11 protein-coding genes are annotated in these 17738 nt (G+C 71.2%); 2 read left to right on the forward strand and 9 right to left on the reverse strand.

Annotation, left to right across the window (positions count from 1 at the left end; all coding sequences use genetic code 11):
• Window positions 1-217 precede the first annotated feature (217 nt).
• The 9 genes from ACIP60_RS36455 to eccD form a co-directional block, all read right to left on the reverse strand.
• The gene (locus ACIP60_RS36455) at window positions 218-1903 is read right to left on the reverse strand and encodes a ribonuclease J (RefSeq protein WP_100840435.1); all 1686 of its coding nucleotides are present in this window, start codon (window positions 1901-1903) and stop codon (window positions 218-220) included.
• A 171-nt stretch (window positions 1904-2074) separates the two neighbouring features.
• Window positions 2075-2974 (reverse strand): 4-hydroxy-tetrahydrodipicolinate synthase, encoded by a 900-nt coding sequence (dapA, locus tag ACIP60_RS36460; protein WP_100840436.1) that lies wholly within the window; start codon window positions 2972-2974, stop codon window positions 2075-2077.
• A 303-nt stretch (window positions 2975-3277) separates the two neighbouring features.
• Window positions 3278-4063, reverse strand: a complete 786-nt coding sequence (gene thyX, locus ACIP60_RS36465; RefSeq protein WP_282202683.1) for an FAD-dependent thymidylate synthase — start codon at window positions 4061-4063, stop codon at window positions 3278-3280.
• Window positions 4064-4104: 41 nt separating this feature from the next.
• Window positions 4105-4572 carry a hypothetical protein gene (locus ACIP60_RS36470; protein WP_400693365.1) on the reverse strand — a complete coding sequence of 156 codons (468 nt, stop codon included), beginning with the start codon at window positions 4570-4572 and terminating at the stop codon, window positions 4105-4107.
• A gap of 1 nt (window position 4573) precedes the next feature.
• Window positions 4574-5320, reverse strand: a complete 747-nt coding sequence (gene dapB / locus ACIP60_RS36475; RefSeq protein ID WP_400693368.1) for a 4-hydroxy-tetrahydrodipicolinate reductase — start codon at window positions 5318-5320, stop codon at window positions 4574-4576.
• A gap of 26 nt (window positions 5321-5346) precedes the next feature.
• Window positions 5347-6699, reverse strand: a complete 1353-nt coding sequence (locus tag ACIP60_RS36480; protein ID WP_400693371.1) for a M16 family metallopeptidase — start codon at window positions 6697-6699, stop codon at window positions 5347-5349.
• Window positions 6700-6802: 103 nt separating this feature from the next.
• Window positions 6803-9013 (reverse strand): polyribonucleotide nucleotidyltransferase, encoded by a 2211-nt coding sequence (locus tag ACIP60_RS36485; RefSeq protein ID WP_100840441.1) that lies wholly within the window; start codon window positions 9011-9013, stop codon window positions 6803-6805.
• 378 nt (window positions 9014-9391) lie between these two features.
• On the reverse strand, window positions 9392-9682 hold the full coding sequence (gene rpsO, locus ACIP60_RS36490) for a 30S ribosomal protein S15 (RefSeq protein WP_030462697.1): 291 nt from the start codon (window positions 9680-9682) through the stop codon (window positions 9392-9394).
• An 87-nt stretch (window positions 9683-9769) separates the two neighbouring features.
• Window positions 9770-11239, reverse strand: coding sequence for a type VII secretion integral membrane protein EccD (eccD, locus tag ACIP60_RS36495; RefSeq protein WP_400693376.1), 1470 nt, complete (start codon window positions 11237-11239; stop codon window positions 9770-9772).
• Window positions 11240-11804: 565 nt separating this feature from the next.
• Between eccD and eccCa the strand changes: the two genes are divergently transcribed.
• Window positions 11805-15758 carry a type VII secretion protein EccCa gene (gene eccCa, locus ACIP60_RS36500; RefSeq protein ID WP_400693378.1) on the forward strand — a complete coding sequence of 1318 codons (3954 nt, stop codon included), beginning with the start codon at window positions 11805-11807 and terminating at the stop codon, window positions 15756-15758.
• Between the two features lie 471 nt (window positions 15759-16229).
• Window positions 16230-17636 carry an APC family permease gene (locus tag ACIP60_RS36505; RefSeq protein ID WP_400693382.1) on the forward strand — a complete coding sequence of 469 codons (1407 nt, stop codon included), beginning with the start codon at window positions 16230-16232 and terminating at the stop codon, window positions 17634-17636.
• The last annotated feature ends 102 nt before the right edge of the window (window positions 17637-17738 follow it).

Genomic DNA, 17738 nt, shown 5'->3' on the forward strand with positions numbered 1-17738 from the left:
TCCCAGCTTATCAGACGTTTTCCGCTCCGTTTTCCGGAGTTTCATTCGATCCGATTCGCTTTCGCCTTTCGGCGCTCCCGAACTCTACCAGAGTTTCTCGGCCTGTTTTCCCCGCCCCGATTCGAACGAATTCGAATCCGGAGCGAAGCCGCACGACCGTGGGGCAACCCGGAGAACATTACGCACCGGGCTGCCCCAGGTCAAATCAGGCCGTGGCTCAGACCTCGACGACGACCGGGAGGATCATCGGGCGGCGGCGGTAGTTGTCCGCGACCCACTTGCCGACGGTCCGGCGGACCAGCTGCTGGATCTGGCGGACCTCCAGGACGCCCTCGCCGGCGGAGCGGGTCAGGGCCTCCTCCAGCTTGGAGGCGATCGAGGTGAACGCGTTGTCCTCGATGCCGGAGCCGCGGGCCTGGATGGTCGGGCCGCTGACGATCTTGCCGTTGGCGGAGTCGACCACCACGAAGACCGAGATGAAGCCCTCCTCGCCGAGGATGCGGCGGTCCTTGAGCGAGGCTTCGGTGATGTCGCCGACCGAGGAGCCGTCCACGTAGACGTAGCCGGCCTGGACCTTGCCGACGATCCGGGCGACGCCCTTCTCCAGGTCGACGCAGACGCCGTCCTCGGCGATGACCACGCGGTTGCGCGGGATGCCGGTGGCGATGCCCAGATCGGCGGCGGCGCGCAGGTGGCGCCATTCGCCGTGGACGGGCATCAGGTTCTTGGGCTTGCAGATGTTGAAGAAGTACAGGAGCTCGCCGGCCGAGGCGTGGCCGGAGACGTGCACCTTGGCGTTGCCCTTGTGGACGACCTTGGCGCCCCAGCGGGTGAGGCCGTTGATGACGCGGTAGACGGCGTTCTCGTTGCCGGGGATCAGCGAGGAGGCGAGGACGACGGTGTCGCCCTCGACGATGCGGATCTGGTGGTCGCGGTTGGCCATCCGGGAGAGCGCGGCCATCGGCTCGCCCTGGGAGCCGGTGCAGATCAGCACCACCTCCTTGTCGGGGAGGTCGTCGAGTGTCTTGACGTCGACGAGCAGGTTGCCGGGAACCTTCAGGTAGCCGAGCTCGCGGGCGATGCCCATGTTGCGGACCATCGAGCGGCCGACGAAGGCGACCTTGCGCTTGTACTCGTGCGCGGCGTCCAGCACCTGCTGGATGCGGTGCACGTGGCTGGCGAAGGAGGCGACGATGATGCGCTTGTCCGCGTTGGCGAAGACGTTGCGCAGGGCTGCGGAGATGTCGCGCTCGTGCGGGATGAAGCCGGGGACCTCGGCGTTGGTGGAGTCCACCAGCAGCAGGTCCATGCCCTCCTCGGCCAGCTTGGCGAAGGCCGGGAGGTCGGTCAGCCGGCCGTCCAGCGGGAGCTGGTCCATCTTGAAGTCGCCGGTGGCGACCACCATGCCCGCGGGGGTGCGGACGGCGACGGCGAGGGCGTCCGGGATGGAGTGGTTGACCGCGATGAACTGGCAGTCGAAGGGGCCGATCCGCTCGCGGTCACCCTCCACGACCTCCAGGACGTAGGGGTGGATGCGGTGCTCGGCGAGCTTGGCCTCGATCAGGGCGAGGGTGAGCTTCGAGCCGATCAGCGGGATGTCCGGGTTCTCCCGGAGCAGGTAGGGCACGGCGCCGATGTGGTCCTCGTGGCCGTGGGTCAGGATGATGCCGTCGACCTTGTCGAGGCGGTCCCGGATGTAGCTGAAGTCGGGGAGGATCAGGTCGACGCCGGGCTGCTCGTCCTCGGGGAAGAGGACGCCGCAGTCGACGATCAGGATGCGGTCGCCGTACTCGAGGACCGTCATGTTGCGGCCGATCTCGCCGAGGCCGCCGAGCGGGGTGATGCGGAGGGCGCCTTCCTTGAGTGCGGGCGGCGCGCCGAGTTCGGGGTGCGGGTGGCTCAAAAGACTCTCCTCACGACGCACGCCACATGCCCGGGGGGTTCCTCCCCCGGTGGCATATGGCGCGCGTCCATCGTGGTTACCTGACTGCCGAGTGCCGCGCGCCTTCGGTCCCGGTCCAGCGGCGGACCCGGGTGGGTCCGGCGAGCCGGGGACGCGCACGTCTGTTGTTGGTTACAGGTGTACCCCGCCGGCGGCGAGATCCTCCTTCAACCGGGCGGTCTCCGCGTCCGTGGCGGGGACCAGGGGCAGCCGGAGCGGGCCGGCCGGGTGTCCCTGAAGGTTCAACGCCGCCTTGGCGAGGATCACTCCCTGGGTGCGGAACATTCCGCTGAAGACCGGGAGCAGGGACTGGTGGACGGCGAGCGCCTTGGCGGTGTCGCCGGCCGTGAACGCCTCGATCATGGCACGCATCTCGGCGGCGACGACGTGGCCGACCACGCTGACCACGCCGACGGCTCCGACCGAGAGCAGCGGCAGGGTCAGGTTGTCGTCGCCGGAGTACCAGGCGAGGTCGGCGCGGGCGACGGCCCAGGAGGCCGCGGCGACGTCGCCCTTGGCGTCCTTGTTGGCGACGATCCGGGGGTGCTCGCCGAGCCGGACCAGGGTGTCCAGGTCGAGCGGGACGCCGGAGCGGCCGGGGATGTCGTACAGCATGACCGGCAGGTCGGTGGCGTCGGCGATGGCGACGGTGTGCCGGTACAGGCCCTCCTGCGGGGGCTTGCTGTAGTACGGGGTGACGGCGAGCAGGCCGTGCGCGCCGGCCTCCAGGGCCTGGCGGGCGAGCTCCACGCTGTGCCGGGTGTCGTTGGTGCCGACGCCGGTGATGACGTGGGCGCGGTCCCCGACCGCCTCGACCACGGCCCGCACCAGGCGGGACTTCTCCGCGTCGGTGGTGGTGGGCGACTCGCCGGTGGTGCCGTTGAGGACCAGGCCGTCGTTCCCGGAGTCCACCAGGTGGGCGGCGAGGCGCTGGGCGCCGTCGAGGTCGAGGTCCCCTTCGGGGGTGAACGGGGTGACCATCGCGGTCAGGACCCGGCCGAAGGGCGTCTGCGGTGTGGAGGTCGGAGCCATGGGTCCAAAGCTACTCGTAGGGCGGTGGTCGGTAGCCACGCAGGTCCAGGGTTTGGACAGTGCGGGGCGGTGGTCTGGGCGGCGGAACCCGGGCCGGACATGGGATTCCGGTGCTGCGCGCTCGGGGGTTCACGCAGCACCGGAATCCGTGTCCTGAGCGTATGGAGCGGCCGAGAAAGCCGCAATCCAGACATGCCGGACAGTCCGCCCATCTGCCCGTCGGCGCAGGTCAGCGGGCGCACCGCCGCCGCCGGCCGCAGGCCGCACGGGTGAGGGCGGCCGGGCCGGTGCGCCGACGGCCCGTCAGACCTTGCGCCAGCCCGGCACCCAGGCGCCGTCCTCGACGGTGTAGTCGCCGAACAGCGACGGGGCCTCCTTGACCATCAGCTCGCCGATCTTGCCGAACAGCAGCCGGATCTCCTCCTCGGCGCCCGGCGCGGTGCGGTTCTCGATCACGTGCCGCAGGGTGCGGACGTTGGCCGTCCAGACCAGGCCGGTGGCCAGGCCCTCGGGGGCGAAGCGGCGCATGAAGGAGGTCTTCTCCTTCTTCTCGTGGAAGGGCACGCCCTCCTCGTCCAGCCCGAAGTGGTCGGCCATCCAGTGCTGGAACTCCTCGATCTCCTTCATCAGGCCGGTGGCCCGGGCCATCAGCGCCTCGTCCTGGCGGGCCCACTCGGGGAACCAGAACGGGATGTCGTCGAGGCGGACGAAGCGCAGCGACTCCTGGGAGACCGCGACGCCGGCCCGGTGGCGGACCAGCTCGTGGGTGACCACCCGGCTGACGTTGTGCAGGACGAAGGTGAAGGAGACGTGCTCCAGCACCGAGCCGTGCGCGCTGGCCAGGATGTTCTTGAGGTAGGCGTCCTGGTCGGTGCGGACCTTGGTGACGTTCGGGTTGAGGCCGGGCTTCCACGAGCGGTAGCAGATCCGGCCGGCGAACTCGGCCAGGTTCTGGGCGTCGTCCAGGTCGCCGCGGTCGACCCGCTCCAGCCAGCTCTCGCCGCCGACGTCCTGGAGGTAGGCGGCGACCTCGTCGTAGTCGAGTTCGGGGCGGGCGATGAGGTGGACCTGGGGTTCGACTGCGCGCATGGAGAACGTCCTGGGGAGTCTGGAGGGGGGACCGGTTCAGTCTACGGTCGGGCGGCCGGGGCCCCGGCACCGTGGGCGTCGTGCAGCTTGATGGCGTGCTGCATCGCCTTGCGGGCGCGCGGCACGTCGCCCGCGTCCGCGTAGGCGACGGCGAGGCGGAAGAAGTTGCGCCAGTCCGCCGGGTCGGCCTCGGCCTCGGCCTTGCGGCGGGTGAACACCGCGTCGGCGGAGGCCCGGTCGATCCGGCCGCCGCCGGTGCGCCGGAGCTCGTCGACCGGCAGGCCGCCCTCGGCCTCCAGCTCGCGGGCGAGCCGCTCGCTGGCCCGGCCGAAGCGGACGGTCTGGGCGAGGAACCAGATGCCGATCACCGGGATGACGAAGGCGCAGAGGCCGATGCCGATGCCCAGCGGCTTTCCGGTGGCGACCAGTTGGACGCCCTCGCCGACGCAGACCAGGCTGACCAGCAGCAGGACGCCGGAGAGGACGAAGAAGCCGGTGCGGGAGGTCATGTCACAGGTCCAGGAAGTGTTCCAGGCCGAAGGTGAGGCCCGGGTGGTCGGCGATCTTCCGGGCACCGAGCAGGATGCCGGGCATGAAGCTGCTGTGGTGCGTCGAGTCGTGCCGGAGGGTCAGGGTCTCGCCCTCGCCGCCGAGCATCACCTGCTGGTGGGCCAGTAGGCCGCGCAGCCGCACCGCGTGCACCGGGACGCCGTCCACGTCGGCGCCGCGGGCGCCGGGCAGGCCGTGGGTGGTGGGGTCGTGCTGCGGGGGCAGGCCGGCCTCGGCGCGGGCGGCGGCGATCAGCTGGGCGGTGCGGGTGGCGGTGCCGGAGGGGGCGTCGGCCTTGCGGTCGTGGTGCAGTTCGAGCACCTCGACGGACTCGAAGTACCGGGCGGCGGTCTGCGCGAACTTCATCCCGAGGATCGCGCCGATGGAGAAGTTCGGGGCGATCAGCAGGCCGACGGCCGGGTTCGCGGCGAGCCAGCCCTCGACCTCGGCGAGCCTGACGTCGTTCCAGCCGGTGGTGCCGGTGACCACGTGGATGCCGTGGTGCAGGCAGTAGTCGAGGTTGCCCATCACCGCGTCGGGGTGGGTGAGTTCGACGGCGACGTCGGCCCGGGACGCGGTGAGTTCGGTCAGGTCGGAGCCGCGGCCCAGCGCGGCCACCAGCTCCATGTCCTCGGCGGCCTCGACGGCCTTGACGGCCTCGGAGCCGATCCGGCCCCCGGCGCCGATCACGGCGACGCGCAGCGTCATGTCAGTCATCCTCTCAGGCCGGTCGGTCAGACCAGCAGGTCGGCGAGCTTGGCCGCCCGCCGGTCGTTGATCGGGCCGATCAGGGCGAGCGAGGGGCGGTGCGCCCCCAGCACATCACGGGCGACGGCGTGCACGTCGTCCAGGGTCACCGCGGCGATCTTCGCCAGCATCTCGTCCACCGACAGGTGGTGGCCGTAGGAGAGTTCGGCCTTGCCGATCCGGTTCATCAGCGAGCCGGTGTCCTCCATGCCGAGCACGGTGGAGCCGGAGATCTGGCCGATGGCGCGGCGCAGCTCCTCCTCGGTGATGCCCTCGTCGACCACCCGGGCGAGTTCGGCGCGGCAGATCCTCAGCACCTCCTCGACCCGCTTGGGCTGGCAGCCGGCGTAGATGCCGAACAGGCCGGTGTCGGCGTACGAGGAGGAGTAGGAGTAGACGGAGTAGGCCAGGCCGCGCTTCTCCCGGACCTCCTGGAACAGCCGGGAGCTCATGCCGCCGCCGAGGGCCGCGTTGAGCACGCCGATCGCCCAGCGGCGCTCGTCGTGGCGCGGCACGCCGGGGACGCCGAGGACCAGGTGGGCCTGCTCGGTGGGGCGGTTGAGGACGGCGGCCCGGCCCGCGGTGCGGACGGCCTTGACGCCGCGGCGGACCTCGGCGGGGTGGCCCTTGGACTTGGCCAGGACGGGTGCGAAGGCCCGCTCGACCAGCTTGACCACCTCGGCGTGGTCGAGGTGGCCGGCCGCGGCGACCACCAGGTTCTCCGGCTTGTAGCGGCGCCGGTAGAAGCCGGCGATCTGGTCGCGGGTGAGCGCGGTGACGGTCTCCTGGGTGCCCAGGATGGGGCGGCCGAGCGGGGACTCGCCGAAGATCACCTTGGCGAACAGGTCGTGCACCACGTCGCCCGGGTCGTCCTCGGCCATCGCCATCTCCTCGAGGATGACGCCGCGCTCGGACTCCACGTCCTCGGGGCGGATCAGCGAGCCGGTCAGCATGTCGCAGACCACGTCGATGGCGAGCGGCAGGTCGGTGTCCAGGACCCGCGCGTAGTAGCAGGTGTTCTCCTTGGCGGTGAAGGCGTTCATCTCGCCGCCGACCGCGTCGAGCGCGGCGGAGATCTCCAGCGCGTCGCGCCGGGCGGTGCCCTTGAAGAGCAGGTGCTCGAGGTAGTGGGTGGCGCCGTTGAGGACCGGGGTCTCGTCGCGGGAGCCGACGCCGACCCAGATGCCGAAGGTGGCGCTGCGCACCGTCGGGAGGGTCTCGGTGACGACCCGCAGGCCGCCGGGGAGCACCGTACGGCGGACGGTGCCCGCGCCGTCGGTGCCCTTGAGCAGGGTCCGGGTGGTTCCGGGGCGCTGCTTCGCCGCCGAGGCCTGGGCCACGGGTGTTCCTTCCAACTGCTGCTGCACGAACAGGACTTCACGAACAGGGTGCGGCCCGCACGCGCCGGTGGGGGCGTGCGGGCCGCGGGGTGCTACCGGGAGGTCACTCGGAGGCGGCGGCCTCGCCGCCCTCCTCGCCCTCGATGACCGGGATCAGCGAGAGCTTGCCGCGCGGGTCGATCTCGGCGATCTCGACCTGCACCTTGGCACCGACGGCGAGCACGTCCTCGACGTTCTCGACGCGCTTGCCGCCGGCCAGCTTGCGGATCTGCGAGATGTGCAGCAGGCCGTCCTTGCCCGGCATGAGCGAGACGAAGGCGCCGAAGGTGGTGGTCTTCACCACGGTGCCCAGGTAGCGCTCGCCGACCTCCGGCATGGTCGGGTTGGCGATCTGGTTGATCGTCGAGCGGGCCGCTTCCGCCGAGGGGCCGTCGACCGCACCGATGTAGATGGTGCCGTCGTCCTCGATGGTGATGTCCGCGCCGGTGTCCTCCTGGATCTGGTTGATCATCTTGCCCTTGGGGCCGATGACCTCGCCGATCTTGTCCACCGGGATCTTGATGGTGATGATCCGCGGCGCGTTCGGGGACATCTCGTCGGGCGCGTCGATGGCCTCGTTCATGACGTCGAGGATGTGCAGGCGGGCGTCCTTGGCCTGCTTCAGCGCGGCGGCCAGCACGGAGGCCGGGATGCCGTCGAGCTTGGTGTCGAGCTGGAGGGCGGTGATGAAGTTGCGGGTGCCGGCGACCTTGAAGTCCATGTCGCCGTACGCGTCCTCGGCACCGAGGATGTCGGTGAGGGTCACGTAGTGGGTCTCGCCCTCGATCTCCTGGGAGATCAGGCCCATCGCGATGCCGGCGACCGGGGCCTTGAGCGGCACACCGGCGTTCAGCAGCGACATGGTGGAGGCGCAGACCGAGCCCATCGAGGTGGAGCCGTTGGAGCCGAGCGCCTCGGAGACCTGGCGGATCGCGTAGGGGAACTCCTCGCGGGACGGCAGGACCGGGAGGATCGCGCGCTCGGCGAGGGCGCCGTGGCCGATCTCGCGGCGCTTGGGCGAGCCCACCCGGCCGGTCTCGCCGACCGAGTACGGCGGGAAGTTGTAGTTGTGCATGTAGCGGCGACGGGTCTCCGGGGAGAGCGTGTCGAGCTGCTGCTCCATGCGCAGCATGTTCAGCGTGGTGACGCCCAGGATCTGGGTCTCGCCGCGCTCGAACAGGGCCGAGCCGTGCACCCGCGGGATGGCCTCGACCTCGGCGGCCAGGGTGCGGATGTCGGTGACGCCGCGGCCGTCGATGCGGACCTTGTCCTTGATGACGCGCTCGCGGACGATCTTCTTGGTCAGCGCGTTGTAGGCGGCGCTGATCTCCTTCTCGCGGCCCTCGAACTCCGGGAGCAGCTTGTCGGCGGCGACGCCCTTGATCCGGTCCAGCTCGTTCTGGCGCTCCTGCTTGCCGGCGATGGTGAGCGCCTTGGCGAGCTCGTCCTTGACGGCGGAGGTCAGCGCGGCCAGCACGTCGTCCTGGTACTCCAGGAAGCGCGGGAACTCGCCGGTCGGCTTGGCGGCCTGCTTGGCGAGCTGGGACTGCGCGGCGCACAGCACCTTGATGAACGGCTTCGCGGCCTCCAGGCCGGCGGCGACGACCTCCTCGGTGGGGGCCTCGGCACCGCCCTCGACCAGCTTGATGGTCTTGTCGGTGGCCTCGGCCTCGACCATCATGATCGCGACGTCGCCGTCGGGCAGGGCGCGGCCGGCGACGACCATGTCGAAGACGGCCGACTCCAGCTCGGAGTGGGTCGGGAAGGCCACCCACTGGCCGTTGATCAGCGCGACGCGGACGCCGCCGATCGGGCCGGAGAACGGCAGGCCGGCCAGCTGGGTGGAGGCGGAGGCCGCGTTGATGGCCACCACGTCGTACAGGTGGTCGGGGTTGAGCGCCATGACCGTCACGACGACCTGGATCTCGTTGCGCAGGCCCTTGACGAAGGACGGGCGCAGCGGGCGGTCGATCAGGCGACAGGTGAGGATCGCGTCCTCGGAGGGGCGGCCCTCGCGACGGAAGAACGAGCCGGGGATGCGCCCGGCGGCGTACATCCGCTCCTCGACGTCGACCGTCAGCGGGAAGAAGTCGAAGTGCTCCTTGGGCTGCTTCGAGGCGCTGGTGGCCGACAGCACCATGGTGTCGTCGTCCAGGTAGGCCACGGCGGAGCCGGCGGCCTGGCGGGCCAGGCGGCCGGTCTCGAAGCGGATGGTGCGGGTACCGAAGCTGCCGTTGTCGATGACGGCTTCGGCGTAGAAAACGTTCTCTTCCACCTGGAAGATCTCCTCTTTTGTACGTCTCCCCAGGAGCGCCCCTGCGCTTGCCTGCCGTGGCCCGGGCAACTGGGCCGGTCTTCGATCGAAGCCACCGGGTCGGACCCTCTCGCGGGGTTCCCGGCGGCCACTACCGAGGACCGGCGCCTCTCGGCGTGCGGCGGTCGGCGTGTGGACGCTCCTGCGGGGTGCGGGCGGCTTCCGTTTGAAGCCTTGTTCCGGCCCGCAAGGGCGGGCATGCCCTTTACCTTACAAATTCACACCCTACCGAGCGCGGCTTTACGCGGACGGGTTCGTCGCGGGGCGTGGTCGCGGGGTGGCGCGGAATGCGCCGAAGGGCGGCTCCCCCGGAGAGGGGAGCCGCCCCTACGAGCGGTGTCAGCGGGCGCCGCCGGCGGCACCGCGGCGGATGCCGAGGCGGTCCACCAGGGTACGGAAGCGCTCGATGTCCTTCTTGGCCAGGTACTGCAGCAGGCGGCGGCGCTGGCCGACCAGGATCAGCAGGCCGCGGCGCGAGTGGTGGTCGTGCTTGTGGAACTTGAGGTGCTCGGTCAGGTCCGAGATCCGGCGGGAGAGCATGGCCACCTGCACCTCGGGGGAGCCGGTGTCGCCCTCCTTCTGGCCGAACTCGGCGATGATCTGCTTCTTGACGTCAGCGGCGAGGGCCACGGGCATCTCCTTCGGTGTGTCCGAGCGGTCCTGGTAGGAAGCACAGGACCTGACAAGACTCGGTCCACTAAACCCTAGCAGTCCGGCTCAGCTGGTCGCGCCGCGCACCACGTTGTAGACGTTGAGCACGGCGAGGGCGAGCGGGACGAGCGAGAGCAGCATCAGGCTGTCGACCATGTCCAGGATGCGGCCCCAGAACGGGGACACCCCCGAGCGCGGGACGATCAGCGCGATGGCGGTCATCACCGCCGCGCCCGCCGCGATGGACGCGGCCAGCCAGACGGTGCGCAGGTCGGTGCCGCCGGTGGAGCCGGTGGTCAGCTGGGTGAGCAGCAGGTGCACCGGGGTGTGCAGGGCGAGGCCGAGGATCAGCAGGGAGAGCGCGACCAGGCCGGAGATGGTGAGCGCGAAGACCTGCGCGGTGTAGCGGAACAGCCGGGCCCGCAGCATGGTGGAGACGCCGATGGCCAGGGCCAGCAGCTCGGCCCAGGTGCGGTCGCTGAAGCCGAGCACCGTGCAGGCGCCGACGATGGTGGCGGAGGCGCCGCCGACCAGGCCGACCAGCACCTCGTGGCCGCGGCGGGCCTGGGCGGCGATCCGCTCGTACTGGACGGTCTCGGCGCTGTTGGCCTCCTCGCCGTACGCGGTGCCGCGGGTGCGGGTCTGGCCGGGGGCGCTGAAGCCGACGGGCAGGCGGGCGAAGCGGGCCGAGAGCGCGGGCAGGAAGCCGATCACGGCGACCGCGGCGACGCCGGTGACGGCGGCGATGTCGGTGACCGCGGTGCCGGACATCAGGACCGCGGCGAAGGTGGCCAGGGTGCCGGCGGCGGCCAGGAAGGCGGCGGCGACGAACACCGAGTCCTTCTCCGGGAGCAGGCCGACCAGCAGGACGGAGACCACCAGCACGGTGACGCAGCCGACCAGGAACTGGAGCCGGCCGGGGCCGTCGCCGGCGCCGGGGACGTCGATGATGCCGGAGCCGGCCAGCATGGCGTGCGGCAGCGCGCCGAGGCCGAGGGCCAGTGCGGCGGTGTGGTCGGCGTAGACCCGGGCGCGCACGCCGGCGAAGGTCACCAGGACGATCGCGGTGACGCCGGACAGGATGCCGGGCAGGCCGAACATGTTGTGCCGCAGGTCGGAGAACCAGAGCGCGAAGGCCAGCAGCGCCAGCAGCACGGTGCCCGCGATCAGGCCGAAGGCCCGCATCAGGTCGGGGCTCCAGAACCGGCGGTCGGCCTCGACCGCGGAGGCGATGGCGTCCGCGACGTCGTCGTAGACGGCCGGCGGCAGTGATTCGGCGAACGGCCGCAGGCTCAGCAGGTCGCCGTCGCGGACCTGTTGGGCCGCGAGCGGCAGTCCGCTGTCCAGCACGGTGCCGTCCCGCCGGACCAGGTGGAAGCCGGTCGGCGTTCCGTCCACCTGGGTCTGTCCGGAGAGCCTGAGCACTTCCGGATAGATGTCCGCGAGCGGGACGTCCTCCGGCAGGGCGACGTCGATCCGGCTGTCGGGCGCCACTACGGTGACCCGGCAGAAACCGGTCGTTGCGTTGTTGCTCACCGGCCCTCTCCCCCTCGTTGGCTGTGTCGGCAAGGCTGCTGACCACTCGTCGCAACGGCTCCGGAACTGTCACGGTCCGAACGAGAGTTGGCGCGGCGACACCTTACCCTCCGCGGGAAGGGCGGTGTACGCCGGGTGCGGCGCGGTTCCGCGCCGGTCGGGCCGGGCGGCGCGGCTGACGGGTGGTCAGGGCCGTGCGGGAACCGGTGCGACCCCGTGGACGAACCGCTTGGCGTGCGCAGTAGGATCGGCCCCTGCGCACGGCGTACGGGGGCGGCGGTCGAAGACGCGGCAGCCCCGCGCGCCTGCGGTTCGGCGGAGCGGGGGCGGCGTCATCACACGGGGCGCCCTCACCGTACGTATCCAGATGCGTGAGGGCGGATTGTGAGCGAGCGATGGGGGTGCCCCCTGTCAAGTGCCCTGGGAGGGCGCGCCGTTGAGAACGGCGGGTCGCGCGCTGCGGCTGCCGCCCGGGACGGGGTGACGGTATGAACGAGCGGAGCGAGTTCCTCGTCGAGGAGCGCGCGCGTGCGAAGCGCGCGCCGAGCGCTTGCGGGGTGGGCGCATGAGTACGGTGACGGTGAAGCGCCCGCCGCGGGCGTTCCCGCCCGCGGTGTCGGAGGAGCCGGTCGAGCTGGTTCCGCCGCCCGAGCTGCCGCGCGGCGGCGGCGAGGACTGGTTGATGACGCTGATGCCGATGCTCGGCATGGGCGGCAGCGCGGCCTTCCTGTTCCAGGGCGGCCAGGGCCCGATGAAGATGATGGGCGTCCTGATGATCGCCTCCACCGCCGCGATGGCGGTGGCGCAGATCGTCCGGGCCCGCAAGGGCGGCAGCGCGGCCACCTCGGACGAGCGCCGCGACTACCTGAAGTACCTGCAGCAGAAGCGGCGCGAGGTGCGCCGCACGGCCGAGCGTCAGCGCGGCGCGCTGCTGTTCACCCACCCGGAGCCGGACCAGCTGTGGTCGGTGGTGGCCGAGGGCCGCCGGCTGTGGGAGCGCCGGCCGACGGACACCGACTTCGCGCAGATCCGGGTCGGCCTGGGTCCGCTCCAGCTGTCGACGCCGCTGGTGGCGCCGCAGACCGCGCCGATGGACGAGCTGGAGCCGCTCGCCGCGGAGGCGATGGGCACCTTCATCAAGACCCACGGCACCCTCCAGGACCTGCCGCTGGCGGTCTCGCTGCGGGCGTTCTACCACATCACGGTGTGCGGCGACCCGGACTCGGTGTACGGCAACGTGCGGGCGATGGTGGCCCAGCTGGCGACCCTGCACTCCCCCGAGGACCTGATGATCGGGGTGGCCGCCGCGCCCGGCGCGGTGGAGGAGTGGGAGTGGGCGAAGTGGCTGCCGCACACCCAGCACCGCAAGGAGAGCGACGGGGCCGGCTCGCGCCGCCTGATCGCCTCCGGGCTGGGCGAGCTGGAGGAGCTGCTGGCCAACGAGCTGGCCGGCCGCAAGGGCTTCTCCCGGGACAGCACGCCGTCCCCGGACCAGCCGCACCTGGTGGTCATCATGGACGGCGCCTCGGTGCCGGTCGACTCGGTGATCGCCGGTCCGGAGGGCGTCCAGGGCGTCACCGTGATCGAGGTCGTCCCGGGCGACCTGGACGAGCCGAACGGCCACCTGGTGATCACCGTCGGCAAGGACGAGCTGCTGCTGGAGGCGGCCTCCGGGGCGAGCTACCCGGGCAAGCCGGACACCCTGTCGGCCTGGCAGTCGGAGGCGCTGGCGCGGCAGTTGGCGCCGTTCCGGGCCTCGGCGGGCGGCGACGACAGCGACCCGTCGCTGGTGTCGATGGACTTCACCGAGATGATGCACACCGGCGACCCGGGCTCCTTCGACCCGACCCGGCACTGGCGTCCCAAGCCGATGCGCGAGAAGCTGCGCGTCCCGCTGGGCGTCGGCAGCAACGGCGAGTACGTCTGGCTGGACATCAAGGAAGCCTCGCTGGAGGGCATGGGCCCGCACGGCATGTGCGTCGGCGCGACCGGTTCCGGCAAGTCCGAGGTGCTGCGCACCATCGTGCTGGCGCTGGCGGTCACCCACTCCTCCGAGGTGCTGAACCTGGTCCTCGCGGACTTCAAGGGCGGTGCGACCTTCGCCGGCATGTCGGAGATGCCGCACACCGCGGCCGTGATCACCAACCTCGAGGGCGAAGCGACCCTGATCGACCGCATGCGCGACGCGATCGAGGGCGAGATGAACCGCCGCCAGGAGCTGCTGCGCGCGGCGGGCAACTACGCGAACATCAACGAGTACGAGCGGGCCCGCGCGGCGGGAGCGCCGCTCGACCCGCTGCCCTCGCTGCTGATGATCATCGACGAGTTCTCCGAACTCCTCACCGCCAAGCCGGACTTCATCGAGCTGTTCATCCAGATCGGCCGGATCGGCCGCTCGCTCGGCATGCACATGCTGCTGGCCTCGCAGCGGCTGGAGGAGGGCAAGCTCCGCGGCCTGGACACCTTCCTCTCCTACCGGCTGGGCCTGCGCACCTTCTCGGCCGCCGAGTCGCGGGCCGCGATCGGCGTGCCGGACGCCTACCACCTGCCGCCGATCCCCGGCGTGGGCTACCTCAAGTTCGGCTCCGACGTGATGGAGCGCTTCCGCGCCGCGTACGTCTCCGGCAAGTACCGGGCGCCGGGCGCCCAGCGCGCGGTCGGCGGGCAGGTGGTCACCGCCCAGCCGGTGCTGTTCACCGCCGCCGAGGTCGAGGTGGTCGAGCCCGAGGTGGAGGTGCTGCCCGAGCTCCCCGAGGAGGAGGAGACCGACGAGGCGCTGCTGGACACCATGCTCGACGTGTTCGTGCAGCGGATGATCGGCCAGGGCCCGCCGGCCCACCAGGTGTGGCTGCCGCCGCTGGACGAGTCGCCGTCGGTGGACAGCCTGCTGGAGCCGCTGCAGGTCAGCCCGGACCGCGGCCTGACCCCGGCGGCCGTCCGCCAGGGCAACCTGGTCGTCCCGGTCGGCATCGTCGACAAGCCGCGCGACCAGCGCCGCGACGTGATGTACCTGGACTACTCCGGCGCCGCCGGCCACGGCATGGTCGTGGGCGGTCCGCGCTCGGGCAAGTCCACCATGGTGCGCACCATCGTGGCCGGCTTCTCGGTCACCCACACGCCGGTCGAGGCGCAGTTCTACCTGCTCGACTTCGGCGGCGGCGGCTTCGGCTCGCTGGCCGACCTGCCGCACGTCGGCGGCGTCGCGGGCCGGCTGGACGTCGAGAAGGTCCGCCGCATGATCAGCGAGGTGCACGGCGTGCTCAACCGCCGGGAGGAGCTGTTCCGCTCCACCGGCATCGACACCATCGCCACCTACCGGTCCCGCCGGGCCGCCGGGCAGCTGCCCGACGAGCAGTTCGGCGACGTGTTCCTGTTCATCGACGGCTGGCTGACCTTCAAGCAGGAGTTCGAGGTCCTGGAGCCGGTCATCGCCGACATCGTGCAGCGCGGTCTCGGCTACGGCGTGCACGTGGTGATCACCGCGGCCCGCTACGCCGAGGTCCGCCCGGCGCTGAAGGACCAGCTGCAGAACCGGGTCGAGCTCAAGCTCGGCGACTCGATGGAGTCCGAGATCGGCCGCAAGGTCGCCGCGAACGTCCCGGCCATCCCCGGCCGCGGCCTGACCGCCGACCAGCTGCACTTCCTCTCCGGCCTGCCGCGGATCGACGGCTCCAGCGAGGTCGCGAACCTGGTGGACGGCGTGGCCGACCTGGTCGCCCAGGTCAACGCGGCCTGGACCGGCCCGCGGGCCCCGCAGGTGCGCATGCTGCCGCCGGTGCTGGACGGGCACTCGCTGCCCAAGGGCTTCGAGCACCCGGAGCTGGGCGTCGCGTTCGGCGTCGACGAGGTCGAGCTGGCGCCGGTGTTCGTCAACTTCGAGACCGACCCGCTGTTCGTCGTCTTCGGCGAGAGCGAGTCCGGCAAGTCGGCGATGCTGCGGATGCTGATCAAGCAGATCACCGAGCGGTACACCCCGGACCAGGCGGGCATCGTGGTCGGCGACTTCCGCCGCTCGCTGCTCGGCGTGGTGCCGCCGGAGTACCTGGTGGAGTACGCGGCCGCCGCGCCCGCCATGTCGGCGATCGTGGAGATGCTGCGCGGGGCCTGCGGGCGCCGGCTGCCCGGCCCGGACGTCACGCCGGAGCAGCTGCGCAACCGCAGCTGGTACAGCGGCAAGGACATGTTCGTGATCGTGGACGACTACGAGCTGGTCGCCACCCAGTCGGGCAACCCGATGGCGCCGCTGGCGGAGTTCCTGCCGTTCGCGCGCGACATCGGCCTGCGCCTGATCATCGCCCGCAACGCGGGCGGCGCCGGCCGCTCGCTGTTCGAGCCGGTGATGCAGCGGATGCGCGAGCTGGGCGGCCAGGGCCTGCTGCTCTCCGGCGACAAGGGCGAGGGCGCGCTGCTGGGCACGGTCAAGCCGCAGCCGCAGCCGCCGGGCCGCGGCGTGTTCGTCTCCCGCCGGATCCAGGCGGGCCAGACGGTGCAGACCGGCTGGCTGCCGACGCAGATCTAGTCGGGACGCCGTTCACGCACGGTGACCGAAAGGGCCGGACTCCGGAAGGGGTCCGGCCCTTTCGGCACTCTCGCCCCGGAACGGTGTCATAACGTTATCTTCCGTTTTTCGCGGTTTTCCTTCGGTTCCCGCACCCCTCCGGGCCGGTCGGGGGCGGTTTTCGGCCCAGCAGCACGGCACGGTGGAGCGCCTTGGAATCGGGCGTTACCCAGCTCACTTCACCTTCGATTCAAGCGCGGTTCACCGGAGTTGACACTACGGAAACATACGTCCCGCGCGCTCCGGAGCTGCGTTCCGCAGGCAGAACGGCCTTACGACAACGGAATCCGCAGCCGATCCCGCGTTGACTGGGCCAACTCGCCCAGGCAACCTGGCGAACCGGGAGCGAAGCAGAACCAGACCGCGAGAACGTGCTTCGGAGGCGATAGCGCTCCCGACCCCCACACCGCCGCTCAGTGGATCGGATGCCCCATGACCGACACGCTTCCCCCGCAGGTAGCCTCCCCCGTCGCGGAGGACACCGCGGGCAGCCCCAAGAAGCTCGCCCGATCGCTCGGCGTCGTGGGCGGCACCCTGCTCACGCTCTCCTGCGTGACACCGGCATCCTCACTCTTCGTGATCGTCCCGGACCTCTTCGCGTCGCTGGGCACCTTCACCCTGATGTCGATCGTGATCGGCACGGTCATCTGCGTCGCGGTGGCGTTCTGCTACTCCGAGCTCGGCACCCTGGTGCCCTCCGCGGGCGGCGAGTACGCCATGGTCGGCACCCTGGCCGGCAAGTTCACCGGCTGGCTGGTGTTCGTCCAGTCACTGATCGTGGTGATGATCGTGCCCTCGATCATCGCCATGGGCACCGCCGACTACCTGGAACCGATCATCCACCTCGACCCCAAGTGGGCCGGCGCCGCGGTGATGCTGGCCGCCACCGTGGCCGGTCTGGTGGACCTGCGGGCCAACGCCTGGATCACCGGCGTCTTCCTGGTGCTGGAGGTCATCGCCTGCGCCGTGGTCGCCTTCCTCGGCTTCGGCCACTCCGAGCGCGGCGTGGGCAGCCTGCTGCACGGCTCCGTCGCCGACGCCACCACCGGCGCCACCAGCGGGGTGGGCTTCGCCGCGATCCTGGCCGCGATGGGCACCGCGCTCTTCGTCACCCAGGGCTTCTCCACCGCGATCTACCTCTCCGAGGAGCTGGAGAACCCGCGCAAGAACGTCGCCCGCACCGTGCTGTGGACGCTGGGCCTGTCGACCGCCGTCATCGTGATCCCGGTCGCCGCGATCACCCTGGGCGCCCCCGACCTGAAGGCGCTCAGCGAGGGCGACGTCTCCTCTCTGGTGATCGGCTGGAGCAACAGCGGCGTCGGCACCTTCATCAGCCTGTGCATCGCGCTGGCGATCATCAACGCCGGCATCGTGATGGTCATCCAGAACTCCCGGGTGCTGTTCGCCTCCGGCCGCGACAAGGCCTGGCCGGAGCCGGTGAACCGGGCCTTCGGCAGCCTCAACAAGTTCAGCGCCCCGTGGATCTCCACCCTGGCGGTCGGCATTCCCGGCGCCGCGCTCTGCTTCGTCGGCCAGGACCTGCTGACCAACATCACCGGCGTCGCGGTCGCCGCGCTCTACCTGCTGGTCGCCGTCGGCGCGCTGTTCTCCCGCCGCGCCCACCACAAGGACGCCGCGGCCTGGCGCCAGCCGCTGTGGCCCGCGCTGCCGGTCCTGGTGATCGTCGCCCTGGCGTACGTCCTGACCCAGCTCGACCACACCGCGCTGTGGTGGACGCTCGGCATCACCGCCGCGGCCGGCCTCTACTGGGCGCTCTACCTCCGCCCCCGCCCGGAGACCCGCTGGGTGATCACCCTCCCCGAGGACGAGCGCGTCTGACCCCCGCGGACCCGCTCCCGTCGGCCCCGCCCGGTCCCCGAGACCGGACGGGGCCGGCCCCTTTTCCGGGACCGGCCCCTGGTGCGTCCTGCGCGTCCTGCC

The sequence above is a fragment of the Kitasatospora sp. NPDC088783 genome (assembly GCF_044750705.1).
Taxonomy (GTDB): Bacteria; Actinomycetota; Actinomycetes; order Streptomycetales; family Streptomycetaceae; genus Kitasatospora; species Kitasatospora fiedleri.